Annotated in this window: 16 protein-coding genes; 5 read left to right on the top strand and 11 right to left on the bottom strand. The window is 62.2% G+C overall.

The genetic code is table 11. The annotated features are described in order from the left end of the window. Position 1 precedes the first annotated feature (1 nt). From BM70_RS0121720 to BM70_RS0121710, 3 genes are all read left to right on the top strand, one after another. Positions 2 to 1,429 (top strand): O-antigen ligase, encoded by a 1,428-nt coding sequence (locus BM70_RS0121720; protein WP_025857956.1) that lies wholly within the window; start codon positions 2 to 4, stop codon positions 1,427 to 1,429. Further along, entirely contained in the window at positions 1,429 to 2,838 is a 1,410-nt protein-coding gene (locus BM70_RS0121715; protein WP_025857955.1) for a lipid II flippase MurJ, read from the top strand. Before BM70_RS0121720 ends, BM70_RS0121715 begins: the two co-directional genes overlap by 1 nt. A gap of 67 nt (positions 2,839 to 2,905) precedes the next feature. After that, positions 2,906 to 3,940 carry an acyltransferase family protein gene (locus BM70_RS0121710; protein ID WP_043274325.1) on the top strand — a complete coding sequence of 345 codons (1,035 nt, stop codon included), beginning with the start codon at positions 2,906 to 2,908 and terminating at the stop codon, positions 3,938 to 3,940. A 21-nt stretch (positions 3,941 to 3,961) separates the two neighbouring features. Here BM70_RS0121710 and BM70_RS0121705 read toward each other — a convergent pair whose 3' ends face one another. The 7 genes from BM70_RS0121705 to BM70_RS0121675 form a co-directional block, all read right to left on the bottom strand. Further along, on the bottom strand, positions 3,962 to 6,325 hold the full coding sequence (locus BM70_RS0121705; RefSeq protein ID WP_043274327.1) for a TonB-dependent receptor: 2,364 nt from the start codon (positions 6,323 to 6,325) through the stop codon (positions 3,962 to 3,964). 142 nt (positions 6,326 to 6,467) lie between these two features. Then, a complete protein-coding gene (locus tag BM70_RS0121700) occupies positions 6,468 to 7,427 on the bottom strand; it encodes a FecR domain-containing protein (RefSeq protein ID WP_025857952.1) in 960 nt (319 codons plus the stop codon). Continuing rightward, positions 7,424 to 7,939 carry a sigma-70 family RNA polymerase sigma factor gene (locus tag BM70_RS0121695; protein WP_025857951.1) on the bottom strand — a complete coding sequence of 172 codons (516 nt, stop codon included), beginning with the start codon at positions 7,937 to 7,939 and terminating at the stop codon, positions 7,424 to 7,426. Before BM70_RS0121695 ends, BM70_RS0121700 begins: the two co-directional genes overlap by 4 nt. A 112-nt stretch (positions 7,940 to 8,051) precedes the next feature. Further along, on the bottom strand, positions 8,052 to 8,642 hold the full coding sequence (locus BM70_RS0121690) for a DUF4174 domain-containing protein (protein WP_025857950.1): 591 nt from the start codon (positions 8,640 to 8,642) through the stop codon (positions 8,052 to 8,054). A gap of 164 nt (positions 8,643 to 8,806) precedes the next feature. Further along, positions 8,807 to 9,439 carry a glutathione S-transferase N-terminal domain-containing protein gene (locus tag BM70_RS0121685; protein ID WP_025857949.1) on the bottom strand — a complete coding sequence of 211 codons (633 nt, stop codon included), beginning with the start codon at positions 9,437 to 9,439 and terminating at the stop codon, positions 8,807 to 8,809. Between the two features lie 12 nt (positions 9,440 to 9,451). Beyond that, positions 9,452 to 10,030 (bottom strand): GNAT family N-acetyltransferase, encoded by a 579-nt coding sequence (locus BM70_RS0121680; protein ID WP_025857948.1) that lies wholly within the window; start codon positions 10,028 to 10,030, stop codon positions 9,452 to 9,454. A gap of 70 nt (positions 10,031 to 10,100) precedes the next feature. Then, a complete protein-coding gene (locus tag BM70_RS0121675; protein WP_025857947.1) occupies positions 10,101 to 12,458 on the bottom strand; it encodes a DNA polymerase II in 2,358 nt (785 codons plus the stop codon). A 196-nt stretch (positions 12,459 to 12,654) separates the two neighbouring features. Between BM70_RS0121675 and BM70_RS0121670 the strand changes: the two genes are divergently transcribed. Further along, complete coding sequence (locus BM70_RS0121670) at positions 12,655 to 14,892, top strand: TonB-dependent siderophore receptor (protein WP_025857946.1); 2,238 nt, start codon at positions 12,655 to 12,657, stop codon at positions 14,890 to 14,892. Here the strand turns inward: BM70_RS0121670 and BM70_RS0121665 are convergent, their stop codons facing one another. Beyond that, the gene (locus tag BM70_RS0121665) at positions 14,893 to 15,201 is read right to left on the bottom strand and encodes a hypothetical protein (protein ID WP_177326576.1); all 309 of its coding nucleotides are present in this window, start codon (positions 15,199 to 15,201) and stop codon (positions 14,893 to 14,895) included. It abuts the gene before it with no gap. Positions 15,202 to 15,287: 86 nt separating this feature from the next. After that, positions 15,288 to 15,755, bottom strand: a complete 468-nt coding sequence (locus tag BM70_RS0121660) for an SRPBCC family protein (RefSeq protein WP_025857944.1) — start codon at positions 15,753 to 15,755, stop codon at positions 15,288 to 15,290. Positions 15,756 to 15,853: 98 nt separating this feature from the next. On the opposite strand from BM70_RS0121660, the gene BM70_RS0121655 reads away from it, so the two are divergent. Continuing rightward, positions 15,854 to 16,255, top strand: coding sequence for a GFA family protein (locus tag BM70_RS0121655; RefSeq protein ID WP_025857943.1), 402 nt, complete (start codon positions 15,854 to 15,856; stop codon positions 16,253 to 16,255). A 1-nt stretch (position 16,256) separates the two neighbouring features. Here the strand turns inward: BM70_RS0121655 and mrdA are convergent, their stop codons facing one another. Together mrdA and BM70_RS33465 are read right to left on the bottom strand one after the other, a co-directional pair. Beyond that, positions 16,257 to 18,149 (bottom strand): penicillin-binding protein 2, encoded by a 1,893-nt coding sequence (gene mrdA / locus BM70_RS0121650; protein ID WP_025857942.1) that lies wholly within the window; start codon positions 18,147 to 18,149, stop codon positions 16,257 to 16,259. A 2-nt stretch (positions 18,150 to 18,151) separates the two neighbouring features. After that, positions 18,152 to 18,417: hypothetical protein (locus BM70_RS33465; protein ID WP_218187297.1), on the bottom strand; the 266-nt coding region annotated here is incomplete at its 5' end.

Genomic DNA, 18,417 nt, shown 5'->3' with positions numbered 1-18,417 from the left:
CGTGAATCTGCCCAGCCTCGTTGCGATCCTGTTCGGCCTGCTGTTTGGCGCCCTCGCGCTGTTGCTGTCACCGGCCAAGGCGTTCCTCGCCGTGATCGGCCTGGCCGGCGTGGTGACGATCCTGCGCTTTCCGTTCTGGGGCCTGTTGCTGTTTGCCCTGGTCGCCACGTTCATGCCCTATTCCACGGTCAACCTGGGCATTCGCAGCACCGTCAGCGAAGCCATCCTGGCGATGACCTGGGGCGCGGTACTCTGGCAAAGTTTCCTGGTACGCCTGCCGGATACGCCAAGCCTCACCCGGCGCCCGACTGACCAGATGCTGTTGTGGCTGATGCTGTTCAGTGTGTTCCCGTTTATCGTCGGCCAGGTCACCATCCACGCCGACACCAGCGGCGTGGCCAACTGGCTGCGTTGGTTGCTGAATTTGTCGGGGGTGTTCCTCTGCGCCAAGTTGCTGGTGGACCACAAGCACCGTGAATCCCTGGTGATCGCCCTGCTGCTGGGCAGCCTGGCGATGCTGGTGCTGTCGATTGCGGTGTTCGTGCGCACGCGCTCCGGGGCCGGCATTGCGCCGGTCCTGGCACTGTTCAACTACGGCAACTTCGACATGTTGAAATTCGGCCTGGAGGCCATGTCTTCGCGCATGGGCTCGCCCTGGATGCACCCGAATGCCATCGGCGGGATCATGGCGTTGCTGCTGCCCCTGGCTTTCTGTTTCGGCATGACCGAGCAAGGCTGGAAACGCGCACTGGGCCTGAGCGTAGCGTGCCTGGGCGCGGCAGCCTTGCTGTTGGCCAGTAGCCGCGGCGCGATGGTCAGCCTGGCGCTGGTGCTGCTGTGGATGGCCACGCGCCGGGTGCCGTATACCGGCCGGCTGCTGATGATCGGCGCGGCGCTGACCGTGGCGCTGGTGATCGCGTATCCGCCGTTGCAGGAACGCCTGGCGACGATTTTTTCCTCGAGCAACGCCAGTACCGAAGTGCGTTTCGACGAATACCGCATGTTCCCGCAGGCGGTGGTCTCGTATCCGTTCGGCATCGGCTTCAAGGTCGACCCGCCAGTGCCGGGCACCCACTTGCTGGGCATCTCCAACCTGTGGCTGAACTTCATCTACAAGACTGGCATCGTCGGCATGCTGTTCTTTGTGGCAGTGACCGTGCGCTGGTGGCGGGAAGCGCGCCCGGACAGCGGCCCGATCCGCCTGACCAAGGACAATGCGCTGTGGCTGGGCACCACGGCCGGGATTCTCTCGGCACTGGTCAGCGGCTTGTTCGACCACTACTTCAGCTTTGCGGTGGTGATGGTCGCGCTGTTCTGGCTGATGGTCGGCATCAATGTGCTGGAGGCCCGGCGACTGTTTCCGGCACGCCTGCCGCCGGTAAAAAGCGTGGCGTTTCGCAAACCCATGCTTGATGGCGCGCAGCTCTGATGCTGGGCTCTGCCGTCTGGCTGACGCTGGCGACGCTGCTCGGCCTGTGCCTGGGCTTTGCCCGCGAATGGCTGCTGGTGGCGGCTTGGGGCGCGGGCGAGCGCAGTGATGCGTTCCTGATCGCGCTGTTTTTGCCGGAGGCGTTGCGCATGTCCCTGGCCGGTGGCGTGCTGAGCGCCGCTGCGCTGCCGCTGTACCTGGCGCGCAAGGACGATGAGCGACTGGGCTGGCTGGCGGTGCTGTTTCCGGCGTTGCTGCTGATTGCGCTGGTCACCAGCCTGCTGCTGACGTTGTTGGCGCCCTGGCTGGTGCAACTGCTCGGGCCTGGACTGGCGGCGACTGCCACGGCGCTCGCCAGCAGCAACTTGCAGATTGTCGCCTGGTGCGTGCCGGGGCTGATGCTGCATGCACTGTTCAGTATTCCCTTGCAGGCCAGCGAGCGCTTTGTGCTGGCGGGCTTGGGCTCGTTGCTGTTCAACCTGCCGCCGGTGACCTACCTCGCGCTGGTCGGCACCGCCAGCCAACCTCATTCGCTGGCCCTGGCCTGCCTGGCCGGCAGCCTGTTGATGCCGCTGGCGCTGCTGCCGTCGGTATGGTGCCAGGGCTGGCGGCCGTGGCGCTGGCAACTGTCGTGGGTGCCGCTGCGGGAATTGGGCCAACGCATCGGCCCACTGTTGCTCAGCAATGGAGCCAGCCAGGGCCTGGCACTCATTGAACGGCTGGTGGCGTCGTTGCTGGGCGAAGGTGCGGTGACCTGGGTCAACCTGGCGCGCAAGCTGATGAACCTGCCGCTGATTGCGCTGATGAGCCTCAACCAAGTGTTGCTGGGCATGATGAGCCGCCGCCAGGGCGATGAGCGCCTGGCCCTGCTCAAACGCGGCCTGGAAACCGCCAGCGTATTGACCCTGCCCGCCGGTGTTGGCCTGGTGGCGGCAGCCCCGAGCCTGGTGGCGTTGCTGCTGCCCAAGCAATCGCTGGACTCGCCGCTGCCGTTGCTGCTGGCCGGGTTTGCCGTACCGCTGGTGTTCGGGGCCTGGAACGCGATGCTGGCGCGCTATGCCTATGCCGCTGGCGACACGCGCCAACCATTGCGCTGCGAGTTGCTCGGCAGCCTGCTCAACGTGGTGTTGCTGGGCGTGCTGCCGTTTGTGTTCGGCCTGGCGGGCATTCCCCTGGCGGCGCTGGCCGGGGTGATCTGCACCGCGTTGTTGCTGATGCAGCGCCAGGGTTTGCTCGGGGCCCTGCCCTGGGCCCGGCAATGGTTGCTCAGTGCCGTGCTGATGAGTGTGGCGGCGTTGGTGCTGTTTCGGATCGAAGGCGTGTGGCTGCAACTGGGGCTGAGCACGCTGGCGGGTGCTGTGGTGTTGTTGGGTATGGGGCTGTGGCTCAAGCCGTGGCGCAAGGCATGAGGTTTTCTGTAGGAGCGGGCTTGCCCGCTAGAGGGAGGGTGATCAGGTGAAGCATCGTTGGATTCAAATGGATATTGCCAAAGGCATCGGCATCCTGATGATCGTGTACGGTCACAGCTGGTTCGTGGCGAACTCGCTGGAGCTGCAGTACCCGATCATCGCCTCGTTCATATTGCCGTTGTTTTTTTTCCTGTCCGGCGTGTTCTTCAAGCCCGAGCAGCCATTTGTGGAGATGGCCGTGCGCAAGGCCGATGGCCTGCTCAAGCCGTTTTTCTTCACCCTGCTGGTGTATGTGCTGGTGCGCGACGTACTGCGCGGCCAACCCTTGCTGCCGGATGTGGGCGGCGTGTTGTATGCCTCGGTGGATACCATTCCCTGGCAGGCACTGTGGTTTCTGCCGCACTTCTGGGTCGCCATCCTGTTCAGTTGGGTGATGTTGCGCCTGATCCAGCGCCTGAAGCTATCACTGCCGGTGAGCTGCCTGCTGATGGTGGTGCAACTGTTGATCGGCATCTGGATATTGCCGTGGTTCTGGCAAATACCGGTGACCGTCGGCGGGCAGGCCTGGACGCTGCCCGGCCTGCCCTTCAGCCTTGAAATCACCCTGATCAGCAGCACCTACTTCATCTGCGGCTACCTGCTGCGCGACTGGCTGCATCGTCATGAAGGATCGTTGCTGGCGCTGGTGATTTCGGTGGCGTTGTTCGCCGCCGTGTTCCTCTACAGCCACGCCACCATGGACCTGGCGCAGCGGCGCTACGACCACTGGCTGTGGACCAGCCTGCTGGCGGTGCTCGGCGTGTATGCCTGCTGGTCACTGGCGCGGGTGCTGATGGTGTCGGCCGTCATCACGCGGGCGATGACCTATATTGGCCAGAACACCTTGATCCTGCTGATTTTCCACGGCGAGATCCAGCACAAGACGGTCGACCTGCTGGAGCGCCTGGGGCTGCACGCGTTGGTCGCGGCCTGCATGGGTTTTGTGGTGGCGGTGGTGGTGCCGTTGTTGATCGGGGAAGTGATCAAGCGAGTGGCGTTCCTGCGTTTTTTCTACTTTCCGTTTCCGGTGCGCAAGGCGCCTGTCGCAAAAACGGCGCCTTAAGGGCGCCGCTCAATCATTGCGTCAGAAATCGTATTTGACACTGGTCATCAGGTTGCGCGGCGCCCCGTACATGCCGTGGTTACCGGCGTAGCTGAAGTACTCGCGGTCGAACAGGTTATTGAGGTTCACCGAAGCGCTCAGCTTGGGCGTCAGGTCGTAGCGCACCAGCAGGTTGGTGATGGCATAGCTGCCCTGGCTGAAGGTGTGCAGGTCTTCGCCGACCTTGCTCTGCCAGTTCACTCCGCCGCCCACGGTGAGCTTGTTGAACGCACCGGGCAAGCGGTAGGACGTGAAGGTCTTCAGGCTCTGGCGCGGCAACGTCGTGACGATACGTTTGTCGTCGGCATCGGTGCTCACCGCATAGGCATAGCCGGCGGAGGCTTGCCAGCCTTCAGCCAGCTCGCCGTTGAGCTCCAGCTCCACGCCTTCGGTGGTGGTGCCTTGCTCGTTGCGATAGGTGTTGCCGCCCGGGGTGTCGATCCAGATGGCCAGGTTGTCCTGTTCCAGCTTGAACAGCGCCAGGCTGGTGTTCAGTCGCTCGTCGAAGAAGCTGCCTTTGAGGCCGACCTCATACCCTTTGCCCTCCATCGGCGGCAGCGCCTTGTTATTGATGTCGCGCACCCAACTGGCCTGGGGATTGAAGATCTTGGTGTAGCTGGCGTAGGCCGACCAGTTGTCGGTGAGGTCATACACCACGCCGGCGTAAGGGATGTAGACGCCGGTTTCCGATTCGTCAGTGCGGGTCGCCGTGCCGCCGTAGGGGCGATCTTCGGTCTCGCGCTTCCAGTCGATCACCCGGCTGCCGAGGATCACGCTCACGTCATCGGTAACCCGCAGCCGCGTGCTCAGGTAAGCAGCATATTGGCTCTCCTCCACCGAGGATTTACCGGTCACGTTGAACGCGGGCTTGACCGACTGGCCATCCCAGTTGAAGAGGTTGTCGATGGCACCGGCCGGCGAGCCGGAATAGTCGTAATGCCAGCCGCCGTAACTCGGCACGCTTTCCTTGTATTTGGACAAGGTGACGCCCGCAATCAGCTCGTGCTCACGCCCGAGCAGGTCAAAGGGGCCGGTGGCGTAGAGGTCGAGGTTGTCCTGGCGCGGCGTACCGGAAAAACGCACCGGCAACTGGGTGGTGCCGCTGCCATCGGCGTTGAGCGAACCGTTGACGTAGTTGAAGACTTCATCGAACTGGTTTTCGGTGTGGGTGAATTCGGCCTTGGCGCTCCAGCCGCTATCGAACTTCTGCTCGATGGCGGTGAAGAAGCTGGTCTGCTCATGATCGTTGTAGGACCAGGCTGGCGCCGTATTCAGCGAGCGGCTGAGGTTACTGCGTGAACCGTCGGTAAAGCGTGTGGGCAAACCGGAACGCGCCGGCGAATCGACGTCGGTGCGCAGGTAGCTGAAGCCTAGGGTCAGCAGCGTGTCTTCGCTGAGGTCGAATTCGGTGATGCCGTAGAGCAACTGGGTTTCCTGCTTGTAACGGTCGATCCAGGCGTGCTCGGTCTTGTAGTCCGCGACCAGGCGCCCGCGCACATTGCCGGTTTCGGTCAGCGGGCCGGAGACGTCCAGGCCCGTGCCATAGCGATCCCAGGTACCGCCTTCGGCCGTCACGCTGGCGCGCGCCTCGGCGGTCGGACGCTTGCGGATCAGGTTGATGGTGGCCGCCGGGTTGCCCATGCCGCTGATCAGGCCGGTGGCACCGCGCACGATTTCGACCCGGTCATACATGGCCATGCTCTGGGTGTAGTTGTCCATGCGTGTGGCGGTGGGCACGCCGTCGATTTCGAAGTTCTGGACCTGGAAGCCGCGCGAGAAATAACTGTCGCTCTCCGACCCCAGGCCATCGCGCAACACGATGATGCCGGGGGTGGCGTCGAGAGTGTCAGTGAGGTTGGTGAGACGCTGGTCATCCAGGCGCTGGCGGGTCATCACGGTGACCGACTGCGGGGTTTCCCGAGGCGTCAGGTTCAGGCGCGTCGAACTGCTGGAGGACTGCGTGGTGTACGAGCCGGTACCTTCGGTGGTCGAGCCCGGTGCCTTGCCGGAAATGGATACCGCGCCCAACTGCAACGCGCCATCGGTGGGCCGCGGTTCCAGTGAGTAGGTGTTGCCGCTGCCATGCACGGCTTGCAGGTTGCTGGCACTGAGCAGGATCGCCAGGCCGGTATCCAGGTCATGCCGGCCGCGCAGGCCAGGGCTGGTCTGGCCATCGGTGAGCGCGGCCGGGTAGGACAGCAGGATCTGGCTGGCCTGGCCGAACCGGTTGAGCGCCTGCGCCAGCGGACCTGGCGGGATGTCGAATTCCACTGGCGGTGCGGCGTGCACCCAGGCCGACGCCAGCAACAGCGGCGTGGCGACAGTGACGCGGGCAATGCCCTGCATGACGGCAAGGGCCAATGATGTCTTCAAGTTTATTTTTTTCTGCGGTGTGCGCGGCTGCATGCCCTATTCCCCAGTGAAGGTAGTGTCTGGGGATATAAGTCTCGTGAGATTCGCAAACGGACCACCCAAGCGCGAAATAAATTCACACAAGCTTCTGGCGCGGCTTGAGGGTGACCCAGAAACGAGTGAAATGCTGCACGTCCAGCTTCAGGGTTTGCGCCAGCGCGGCGAGAATCCGGTCGGTGTCGGACAGCGGATAGGTGCCGGATACGCGCAAGCCGCGCACGGCGGGATCACAAGCCAGGCGTCCGCGACGGTAGCGGCTCAGCTCTTCGAGGAAGTCCTCCAGGCGCATGCCCTGGGCGACGATCATGCCACGGCTCCACGCCAGTTCACCGTCCCGTTGCGGGCGACGGGCGAGCAAGGTGTGGGCATCAAAACTGATGAGTTCGCCCGCCTGCAGCACCAGGCTGCGCGACGGGATCTGTGCCGACAGCGCGCCCTGGTCTGCGCCCAATTGGGTAAAGCCATCGCGCTGGCGCACACTGAAGCGACCACTGACCGCACGGGTCAGGCCTTCGGCGGTTTTCACCCACAGCGGGCGGGCATCCGTGGGGTTGGGATCCACCAGGATTTCGCCACGCAGCACATGGATCTGGCGTACATCCGCGGTGTATTTCACGTCGATGGCGGTGTCGGTATTGAGCTGCACCTGGGTGTTGTCCGCCAAGCCGATGCGCCACTGCTCGCCAACGGTGGTGCTGAAGTCGCTGGTCCAGTGTTGCAGCAACTCCGCGTCCTTGAGGCTCCAGGCGGCGGTGCCTGCCGCCAGCAACACGGCGAGGTGCTTGACGACCTGGCGACGCGACAACGCCGGCAACAACGTCGCGCGGGCCAAGGCTTGATGGGCCGGTGTGCGCACATCCTGCAAACGCTGGAAAAATCGCTGGGAATGTTGCCAGGCCTGTTCATGGGCCGGGTCCTGCTCACGCCAGCGCTGCCATTCGGCGCGGGTCTGTTCGCTGACGTCCGGCGCCTGCAGCTCCAGTTGCCAGTGCATCGCTTGCTCGGCGACCTCGATCGATAACGGCGACGGATTCATGACCGCTGGCTGTCCAGCAGGATGCATTGTGCACCTGCCTTGACGATGTAGCGTTTGACCGTAGTGATGCTGCTGCCGAGGCGCTCGGCGATCTCGGCGTGGCTCAGGCCATCGAGCTGCGACCACAGGAACGCCTGGCGCACGGGCAAGGCCAGGCGGCTGAGCACTTCATCGAGGGCCATCAGGGTTTCGAGAAGGATCCACTGGGTTTCGGCGCTGGGCGCGGCGTCTTCCGGCAACAGGGCCAGGGCCTGCAGGTAGGCTTTTTCCACTGTCTGCCGACGGAAGTGGTTGGACAGCACGCTTTGCGCCACTTTCGCCAGAAAGCTGCGCGGCGCCTGGATTTCAAGGGGCTGGTTCTTCGCCAGCAGGCGCAGGAAGGTGTCCTGGGCCAGGTCGGCGGCGCTCTGTGGGCAGTTCAAGCGACGCCACAGCCATTGCTGCAACCAACGGTGTTGCTGGCGGTACAAGGTGGCCAGTTCAGTGGGGCTTACCGCAGGAGTCGAAGACATGGAGGCCGCGCGCGAAGAATAAGGCGTAAATGATAACGGTTATCATATTCTTCGAAACGCTGTTACTGCAAGTTTCTGCTGCGGGAGCCAGCTGCCCGGCTCCCGCACAGGGTCAGTCATCCAATGGTTGCGGCGCTGCATGCTTGGCGGGCTTGCCAGGTTTGGTGCCAGCCTTGGCACCCGGCTTCTCCGCCGGTGCGGCAGCGGGTTCAGGCTCGGCCGGTGCGGCGGTTTCTTTCTCGGCCATCGGCATCTGGTCGATGGTGCTGAAAAACTCCTTCAGGTCGAGGGTATCCGGCGGCACGGTCTTCTCGAGTTTCTTCTCGCCATCCTTGCCCACCAGGATCACTTTGGTACCGCTGCCGGCGCCCAGCTTGAGGGCACGGATCAGCGCGTTGGTTTCCGGTGGCGTGAGTTTTTTGCTGTCTTTCGGGTCTTTGGCGAACTTCTCGCCTTCGGCTCCAATGCTGCCGAACTTCACGGTGTAGAACACCATGCTGCGTTCTTCAAAGGACTGCTTGGTCGCAGGCTCGTCCAACTGTTTCTTGAGGGTCGCCAAGGTGTCGTTGCCGGAATCAAGCTCCACCACCACCAGCGGCCGGGCCTTGCCCAAGTCCTGCTTGAGCGGGTTGATATCATCAGCAGCCAACAGCGGCCCCGTAAAAGCCATCAAGGTAGCCAGGGTCAGCGACCGGATGAGCATGCGCACCTCCTTTGAATTCCATGCAGGGTTCTTGAGTTTCATGTCTGCGACAGTCAAATTCAAGGATGATTCCTACACAACTTTAAGAAAGCGTAGGTCAGGACGCCCGCTACGCAAGGGTTTGCTGGGCACGAGTGTCATTGTTTCCACTGATTGCGGAAACATCATGAGACCTTCCACTCCGGCCAATGCCGAGCAAACACCGGCGCGACGAGGGGGTCGGCGTCCACGTGCGCCAGTGATTGCGCAAAGCTCGGCGCCAGGGCGTTCAACGCTTCTCGCGCCTCGTCCCAGCGCGACACCGCGGCCGCCATCAAGCCCAATGCATTCGGTATGTGGTTCGCGGCAAACAGCTGGTCGGCAAACTGATCGGCGAACACCACCCAGGCCTGGTGCAGGTAGCGCCGGGTGCCGGTGACCAGTTGCGCCTGTACGGTTTCGTTGACGTTGCCGAGCCAGCGTTGCGGGTAGTCGATGATGCCGATCGCCGCGTAGCAATTGGCGGCGATGTACACCAGGCCGCGAATGATCTGCGCGCGGTCGCCGGCCAGCAGGTCCGAGGCAGGATATTCCAGCCCCAGGTGAATCAGGATCGCAGCGCTTTCCGTCAGCACCTGACCGTCGGGGGTGACCAGGGTCGGCACCTGTTTGAGCGGGTTGATACGCGCCAGTTCGTCGCTGCCCTCGCCGTCTGCCCACGAGGCCGCATCCACCCGCCGCCACGGCACAGCACAGCGCTGCAGGGCGATTTCGATCATGCAGGAGCCGGATTCGTCGATGCCGTAGAGCGTGTACATGGGCCTTTCCTCCTAGCGTTGCAGTTTGGCCTGCAAGTTGGCTTTCACCTGCGGCCATTCCGAGTCGATGATGCTGAAGCGCACCGAGTTGCGCTTGCGGCCGTCGGGCATGATGCGCTCGTGGCGCACGATACCTTCCTGCACGGCCCCCAGGCGCAGGATCGCGGCGCGGGACTTTTCGTTGAGTTCATCGGTGGTGAATTGCACGCGCACGCAGTCGAGCACTTCGAAAGCGTAGGTCAGCAACAGCAGTTTGGCTTCGGTGTTGATGCCGCTTTTCTGCGTGGACAGCGCCAGCCAGGTATGGCCGATTTCCAGCTTGCGATTGACCCGGTCGACCTTCCAGAACCGTGTGCTACCGACCACCTGGCCGGTGTCGCGGCGCACCAGGGTGAACGGGATCACCGTACCCGCATCGCGTCCGGCCAACGCGGTGTCGATGTACTTATCGACGGTGTCCGGGCCCGGTATGTTGGTGACCTTGAGGTTCCACAGTTCGCCATCGGCGGCGGCCTCGAGCAAGGCGGTGTTGTGCTCCCTTTGCAGGGGCAGGAGTTCGACCGTGGTGCCGGTCAAGGTAAGGTGGGTCATGAGCGCTGCGCCGTCTGGGTGGTCGTCAGAGACAGAGAGTGCAGGCTCTTACGCGCACGAATCAAGCGTTTTAAAACAGGCCCATTTGCCCGCCGACCAGGGTGCTGAAATCGTCATTCACAAACGGCAGGATCGCATCGGCCACCGGCTGTAATTGCCGGGTGACGTAGTGGTCGTAGTCGATGGGTGCCTGGCGCACTTCCAGGGGTTCGGGGCCGTTGACGCTGATCACGTAGCTGATCCAGCCGCCGCGCTGGTACTGGCGCGGGCGGTTCAGGCGGTCGTTGTACTCGTCGGCCAGGCGCGCGGCGCGCACATGGGGCGGCACGTTGCGTTCGTAGTCGTCCAACTGGCGGCGCAGGCGTTTGCGGTAGATCAGCAGCTCATCGAATTCGCCGCTGAGGGTACGACGCACGTAGTCGCGGATGTAGTCCTGATGGGGCTGGCGATGGAAGATGCGCTGGTAGAGTTCCTGCTGGAATCGACGGGCCAGGGGCGACCAGTCGCTGCGCACGGTTTCCAGGCCTTTGTAGACCATCTCTTCGCTGCCATCGCTGCGCACGACCAGGCCGGCGTAGCGTTTCTTGCTGCCCTCCTCCGCGCCACGGATGGTCGGCATGAGGAAACGCGTGAAGTGGGTTTCGTACTGCAACTCCAACGCGCTTTGCAGGCCGAACGCGGTGTGCAGGTGCTCGCGCCACCAGGCATTGACGTGCTGCACCAATGCATGGCCGATGCGGCTGGCGTCCTCCTGGGCATGCGCGCTGCCGAGCCAGACGAAGGTGGAGTCGGTATCGCCGTAGATCACCTCATAGCCTTGGGCTTCGACCAGTTCGCGGGTCTGGCGCATGATCTGGTGGCCGCGCATGGTGATCGACGAGGCCAGCCGGGTATCGAAGAAACGGCAGCCGCTGGAGCCGAGTACGCCGTAGAAGGCGTTCATGATGATTTTCAGCGCCTGGGACAGCGGTGCGTTGTGTTCGCGCTTGGCCTCTTCGCGGCCTTCGGCGACCCGCGCAACGATGGAGGGCAGGCAATGCCGTGTGCGAGAGAACCGTGCACCGCGAAAGCCTTCCACCGACTCGCTGTCATCAGGGTGCTTGAGCCCTTCGATCAAGCCCACCGGGTCGATCAGGAAGCTGCGGATGATCGACGGGTAGAGACTTTTGTAGTCGAGCACCAGCACCGATTCGTAGAGACCGGGCCGCGAATCCATGACAAATCCGCCGGGGCTGGCCTGGGGCGGTTTGTCGCCCAGGTTCGGCGCGACGAAGCCCTGGCGGTGCATCAGCGGCATGTACAAATGCGTGAACGCGGCGACGGAGCCGCCGTTGCGGTCGGCCGGCAAGCCGGTGACGCTGGCCCTTTCCAGCAGGAACTTGAGCAGTTCGGTCTTGGCGAAAATCCGTGTGACCAGCTCGCAGTCCTTGAGGTTGTAACGCGCCAGCGCAGGTTTGTCCTCGGCGAACATGCGGTTGATTTCGTCCATGCGCTGGTACGGCGTGGAGATGTCCTTGCCCTCGCCCAGCAAGGTCTGCGCGACGTTTTCCAGGCTGAAGGATTCGAAACTCCAGGTGGCCGAGCGCAGGGCTTCGATACCATCGATGATCAGCCGCCCCGCCGCAGCGGCGAAGTAATGGTTGCGGCTGCCGTGTTCGCGCCAGGCCATCGGTTCTTCACCCCGCCCGAGCATGAGCGGCACGTTGAGGCGCTGGGCATGTTCGTGGAGGACACGCAGGTCGAATTGCACCACGTTCCAGCCGATGATCGCGTCGGGGTCATGCTGGACGAGCCACTCGTTGAGGCGCTCAAGCAGTTGGGCGCGGGTGTCGCAGTAATCGAGCTTGAAGTCCACGGCATCGGTTTTGTTCGGCGGGCCGAGCATGTACACCTGGCGCTCGCCGCAGCCTTCGAGGGCGATGGAATAGAGGTCGCCCTGGGCGGTGGTCTCGATGTCGAGGGACACCAGTTTCAGCGGCGGGCGATAGTCGGGCGCGGGTTTCATCTGAGCGTCACAGAGCACACCGGTGGCGTCGGGCGTGCCGCCGAACCACACCGGCGCCGTGATGAAACGCTCCATCATGTAGCGCTCGGGCGGGCGCACGTCGCCTTCGTAGACATCAACCCCGGCAGCGCGCAGGCGTTTCTCCACGTCCATCGCCTGGCGGTGCTGGCGCGTGTACAGGCCCAACACGGGACGGTGATGGAAATCGCACAGCTGTAGCGGGCGCAACTCGATATCGCGCTCGCCCTTGAGCAGCCAGTCCAGCGGCTTGCGATGGGCTTCGGGGATGAACATCACCGAGGTCTGCACGGGTAGGCGAATAAACCTCGGGCCCTGGTCGGTGGCCAGCCAGAAACTGACCTCCGTGCCCGCCGGGGTATCGCGCCAATGCCGGGTCAGGACAAAACCCTGCTGTAAATCCACCGTGCCGCACCTCAGGAATCGCTTTCAGGGCGTGATTCTACTCGGCATCTGCGCACGCAGACCTTAATCTCACAAATTTGTTGCAGGACGTTAATAATAATTACTATCATTCGCGCCGGAGTCGTATCCGCGCAGTGAGGACGCGCACCGCTGTTGCCCTTTCCCTCACGTTGACGGTTCGCCGTCTGGATCGACCATGCCCATCCGTACCCCGTTCGCCGTGCCTTTCCGCCCGACCCTGCTCGCCCTTTGCTGCTCCCTGAGTCTCACGGCTCACGCTGCAGCCCCAGCCACCCCGCAGGATGCGAACAACGGTCAGAATGGCAACACACTGGAACTGGGCGCGACCAATATCAGCGCCGACGCACCTGCGCCAAGCGCCCTGCCCCCGGTATACGCCGGTGGCCAAGTGGCACGCGGCGGTCAGTTGGGTGTGCTGGGCAACCAGGACATCATGGATGTGCCGTTCAGCCTGTCCTCCTACACCGAAAAGTTGATTCGCGACCAGCAGGCCGAGACCGTCGGTGATGTGCTGCTCAATGATTCGTCCGTACGTCAGGCGTCGGGCTTTGCCAACCAGGCGCAGACGTTCATGATCCGTGGTCTGCCGTTGAATGGCGACGACATTTCCTTCAACGGCCTGTACGGCATCCTGCCGCGCCAGATCATCTCCACTGACGCCCTGGAACGTGTGGAAGTGTTCAAGGGGCCCAATGCCTTTATCAACGGCGTAACCCCAGGCGGCTCGGGGATCGGCGGCGGTGTGAACCTGCAACCCAAGCGCGCCGACGATGTGCCGCTGCGTCGCTTCAGCACCGATATCAGCAGTGATGGCCGGGTGGGCGAGCACTTGGACGTTGGCCAGCGATTCGGTGAAGACAACCGTTTTGGCGCGCGCGTCAACCTGTCCCAGCGCGAAGGCGATACCGGCATCGATGATGAAAACCAGCGCTCGAAACTGTTTGCCGTCGGCCTGGACTACCGCGGCGATGCGTTGCGTGTGTCCAGTGACTTTGTGTATCAGAAGCAGCGTATCAACGGCGGGCGCAACTCGGTATTCCTGGGCACGGCGACGCATGTACCGGATGCACCGTCGGCCGACACCAACTACGCGCCGAGCTGGAGCAGCACCAACCTTGAAGACACCCTGGGGATGCTGCGCGCCGAGTATGACTTGAACGAGAACTGGACAGTCTATGCGGCAGGCGGGGCCAAGCACACCCGTGAAATGGGGCAGTACTCGTCGGTGACGCTGACCGACAACCTCGGCAATGCAACCGCCAGCGGTTCGACGATCGCTCACGAAGAGGACAACACCAGCGCGATGGGTGGCCTGAACGGCAAGTTCCAGACCGGCCCTGTGAGCCATCGTCTCAACTTCGGCCTGGCCGGCATCTGGACCCAGGCGCGCAATGCCTATGTGTTCGCCACCCCACGCACAACGACCAACATCTACGACCCTGTGACCGGCGCGCCACCGGCCCTGAATAATCCACGCAATACACCCGGCACCGATTTCAGCGACCCGACCATCACCGCCAAGACCTTTGTGCGCAGTACGGCGGTGTCCGACACCCTGGGGTTCTTCGATGACCGTCTGTTGGTGACGGTCGGTGCACGTCGCCAGCAGATCGTCGTGCAGGGTTACAACTACATGAGCGGTACGCGTACCGCCCACTATGACGAATCGATCACCACGCCGGTCTATGGCCTCGTCTTCAAGCCGTGGGAGCACGTGTCCTTCTACGCCAACCGTATCGAAGGCCTGGCCCAAGGTCCGACTTCGCCAGTCAGTTCCGGGGGCAGGACTGTTATTGGCGGTGGCCAGCCCTATGCACCGGCGCGTTCCAAGCAAATCGAAGCAGGCGTCAAGGTTGATATGGGCACTTACGGCGCAACGCTGGGTGTCTACCGCATTGAGCAGCCAGGGGATGGATACGCTCAAGTCATCGACGACGACACCGCGCGCTACGTTCGCGAAGGCCAGCAAATCAACAAAGGCGTTGAGTTGAACGTCTTCGGCGAACCGGTCAGCGGCCTGCGCCTGCTGGGCGGTGTGACGGTCATGAAGACCGAACTCAAGGACACACAGGACGGTGCCAACGACGGCAACCGCGCTATCGGCGTACCTTCGTTCCAGCTCAACGCCGGCGTGGATTGGGATGTGCCCGGCCTGCAGGGCGTGACCCTCAACGGCCGTATGCTGCGCACTGGTGGGCAGTATGCCGACGCCGCCAACAACCTCAGCCTGCCAGCGTGGAACCGCTTCGATGTGGGCGCACGCTACAACTTCAAGGTGGCTCAGCGTGATGTCACTCTCGGTGCCACCGTGGAGAACGTTGCCAACGAGAAGTACTGGGAATCAGCCCAGGGCGGTTTCCTCAGCCAAGGCGATCCGCGTGTCGCCAAGCTGTCGGCCACTGTCGACTTCTGATCACCCACGGGTGGCAGCCTTCGCTGCCACCCGCTGGGTTCGAGGTAGAGCAGGGTCGGCCCACAAACCGTTGAGCGGCTGGGTGCGGTCAAGAATAGCCACACCACTGACACCGAACAGCACCAGGGCCAGGGCCAGGCCACCTCGCAGCACGTTGCGCCGCGAGACCGTATCAGGGGTCATCAGCGCCCGCGATACGGCGCGCAGTAGACCGGGGCTGTGGGCCTCGAGCCGGTGCAAGTCGCCAATCGGTTGCTGCAACAGGCTGCCCATCCGTTGCCAGGCCGCCACATGTTGGGGGCACTTCAACTGGCGATACAACCACGATTGCAATCGCTAAACGCGTGGAAGAGTTGTATGGCTGAGACGGGCATCAAACGTGATGCCCGTTACGGTCAGGCCTGGCGAGCTTGGCCCAGGAAGGTTTCGATGTTGCCCATCTGCTCGTCCCAGCCCCGGGAATTCATCTTGAAGGCCTTTTGTCGACGGGCTTCAGGCACGGCGTCAAAGCCGGACTCGACCACCCGCAACAGAATGCCGGGCGCACGGTCCTCAATGGTGAACTCCACCAGTGTCGGGGTTTCCTTGTCGTAGTCGACCCCCTTATCGACAGCAAAGGGGTGCCACCAGAACGAGAACAACGTTTGCGGCAGGATACGTTCGATTTTGGCTTTCCAGATCACATGCTCGTAACCGGGATAAGTGATCGGCGCTTCGATGGTTGCCCCGGCAACAAAGGTTTGGTCTTTAAGGGCGATACCGAACCAGCTGCCGAATTGCTCGGCATCGGTGAGGGCTTCCCACACCTGTTTACGTGACGCATTGAGCAGGACTTTTCGTTCTATGCGATCTAATACGTGCATAAGTCACCTCCTCCATTGACAGTAGGCGACATCAAACAATGCGCAACCTCGGGTTGTAAGCAATGATGATGACCCCATCCTTGAACCGGCAATACGTTATGACTGACCCGTTGAATGGAAGTTGCTTCTGCAAGGGCGTGCGCTATCAGATAGACAGCCTCTACATGCCCATCAACCACTGCCACTGCGAGAGTTGCCGCAAGGTGCATGCAGCAGCATTTGTGGCGACGGCAGGCGTGATGCGTGAGCGCTTTCGCTGGACCCAGGGCACAGAGCTGTTGGCGTCATTCGAATCATCGCCGGGCAAACTCAGGCATTTCTGCTCGCGCTGCGGCTCGCACCTCATGGCGGAGCGTGGGCATCAACCCCACGTCATTGTGCGGGTGGCGACGCTGGATGATGATCCGGGCGTCAGGCCCACCGCGCACATCTGGACGACCCACGCAGTGCCCTGGCTAGCCTATGAAGGCGTAGAGCAATGGGACGAGTGGAAGGTTTGATTCACACCTTTGGGTCGCCAGGCGCTTTAGCCGGCGTCGCATATTGCGGCTTCAGGTGGCCTTCCTGGTCGAGTAACCAGGCGTCCATGATCTGGCGCACCACCGGTCCCGCAACACGACCACCGGCCTCGCCGTTTTCGATCATCACCGAAATTACGATTTTTGGGTGTTCAGCCGGCGCGAAGCCGACGAACAAGGCGTTGTCACGGTGGCGCTCCAGGGTTTTATCGCGGTTGTAACGCTCGCCCTGCTTGATCGCCACCACTTGCGCAGTACCACTCTTGCCGGCGATGCGGTATTGCGCACCTTGTGCTGCAGCGCGGGCAATGCCACGTGGATCGTGCATCACCAACTGCATGCCGTGGTTGACCTGCTCCCAATCCCGTGGGTCCTTGAGGACTACGTTGGGCATGGGGTTTTCGTCCACCGGCGGCACGCCATTGATGGTCTTGGCCAAGTGGGGTCTGTTCCAGACGCCCTTATTGGCGATCAGCGCGGTGGCTTGGGCCAGTTGCAGCGGTGTGACCTGCATGTAGCCCTGGCCGATGCCAAGGATCACGGTCTCACCGGGGAACCAGGGCTGGCGGCGGGTAGCGCGTTTCCAGGCCTGGGATGGCATCAGGCCCGCTGACTCTTCGAACATATCCAGCGACACTTTCTGCCCGAGGCCGAACTCGGCCAGATAGTCGTGCAGACGATCGATGCCGAGCTTGTGGGCGAGGTCGTAAAAGTAGGTGTCGTTGGAGCGCATGATGGCTGCGTCCATGTCTACCCAGCCGTCACCACTGTGGTTCCAGTTGCGATACTTGTGGTCGAAATCCGGCAGTTGGTAGTAACCGGGGTCGAACACGCGGGTCTGCGCAGTGACGACACCGCTGTCGAGGCCGGCGATGGCGACTTCAGGCTTGATGGTTGAACCCGGCGCGTAAAGCCCCCTGAGGACGCGATTGAACAGCGGCCGGTCAATGGAATCATGCAGTGCAGCATATTCCTTGAAGCTGATGCCGGTAACAAACAGGTTCGGGTCGAAGCTCGGCTTGCTGACCATGGCCAGCACTTCACCGGTTTGCGGGTCGAGAGCGACCACCGAGCCACGGCGATCCCCCAAGGCTTCTTCCGCCGCTTCCTGGAGGTGGACGTCGAGGCTCAGGACGATATTTTTGCCGGGAATCGGGTCGGTGTGCTTGAGCACACGCAATACGCGACCCTGGGCGTTGGTCTCGACTTCTTCATAGCCTACGTGCCCATGCAGCTCGGACTCGTAGAAGCGCTCGATACCGGTCTTGCCGATGGACTGCGTACCACGGTACTCCACCGAGTCGAGGGCTTTGGACTCTTTCTCGTTGATCCGTCCTACGTAACCAATGGAATGGGCAAAGTGGGCGCCCAAGGGATAGTGGCGGACGAATTGCGGCTCTACATCTACCCCAGGCAGACGGAATTCGTTCACAGCCAGCAGCGCAATCTGCTCTTCGGTCAGCTCGTAGAACAATGTCACAGGAACGAAGGGGTGGCGCGCCTGTTTCAGTGCCTTGTCGAATACCGCGCGGTCTTCAGCGGGCAAGTGCAGCAAACTGACGATGGCATCCAGCTCGCCCTTGAGGTCGGTAGTGCGCTCACGGGTGATGGTGAGGTTGTAGCTTGGACGGTTATCGGCCAGCACAACGCCGTTGCGGTCATAGATCAACCCGCGCGTCGGCGTAATAGGCAATACGTGAACGCGGTTGTTCTCGGAAATCGTGGAGTGGTAGTCGAACTGTACGACCTGCAGGAAGTACATGCGTCCCACCAGGGCGCAGGTGATGCCAATGACCAGCAGCGCGCAGGCGAGCAGGCGCTTGTTGACCAGGCGGTTTTCTTTTTCGTGATCCTTGATCGGTATCGGTTCAGGCATTTCTACAGCATCTCGTTGAAGAAGGTCGACGCCGCGTCCTGCGGATGAAAGATCAATCCCTGTGAAAATGTGCTGCACCATACCAAAAATGCGGAAACACTTTGCATCGATTTCCCCAACGGCACGCTGATGAGTCGTTTTTTATGAGGAGAATGGCAGTGGAAAGGCTGGTGTTGATGGGATGGAAGGGCAAGATCCGGAGGATTGGAGCTTCCGGTCATCGTTAATGCTTTTCGCGGACAGGCCTCAACGTACTTTTCGACCGCCC

It is taken from the genome of Pseudomonas sp. CHM02, from assembly GCF_000612585.1.
Classification (GTDB): Bacteria; Pseudomonadota; Gammaproteobacteria; order Pseudomonadales; family Pseudomonadaceae; genus Aquipseudomonas.
This window is presented reverse-complemented; position numbering and strand designations above follow the sequence as displayed.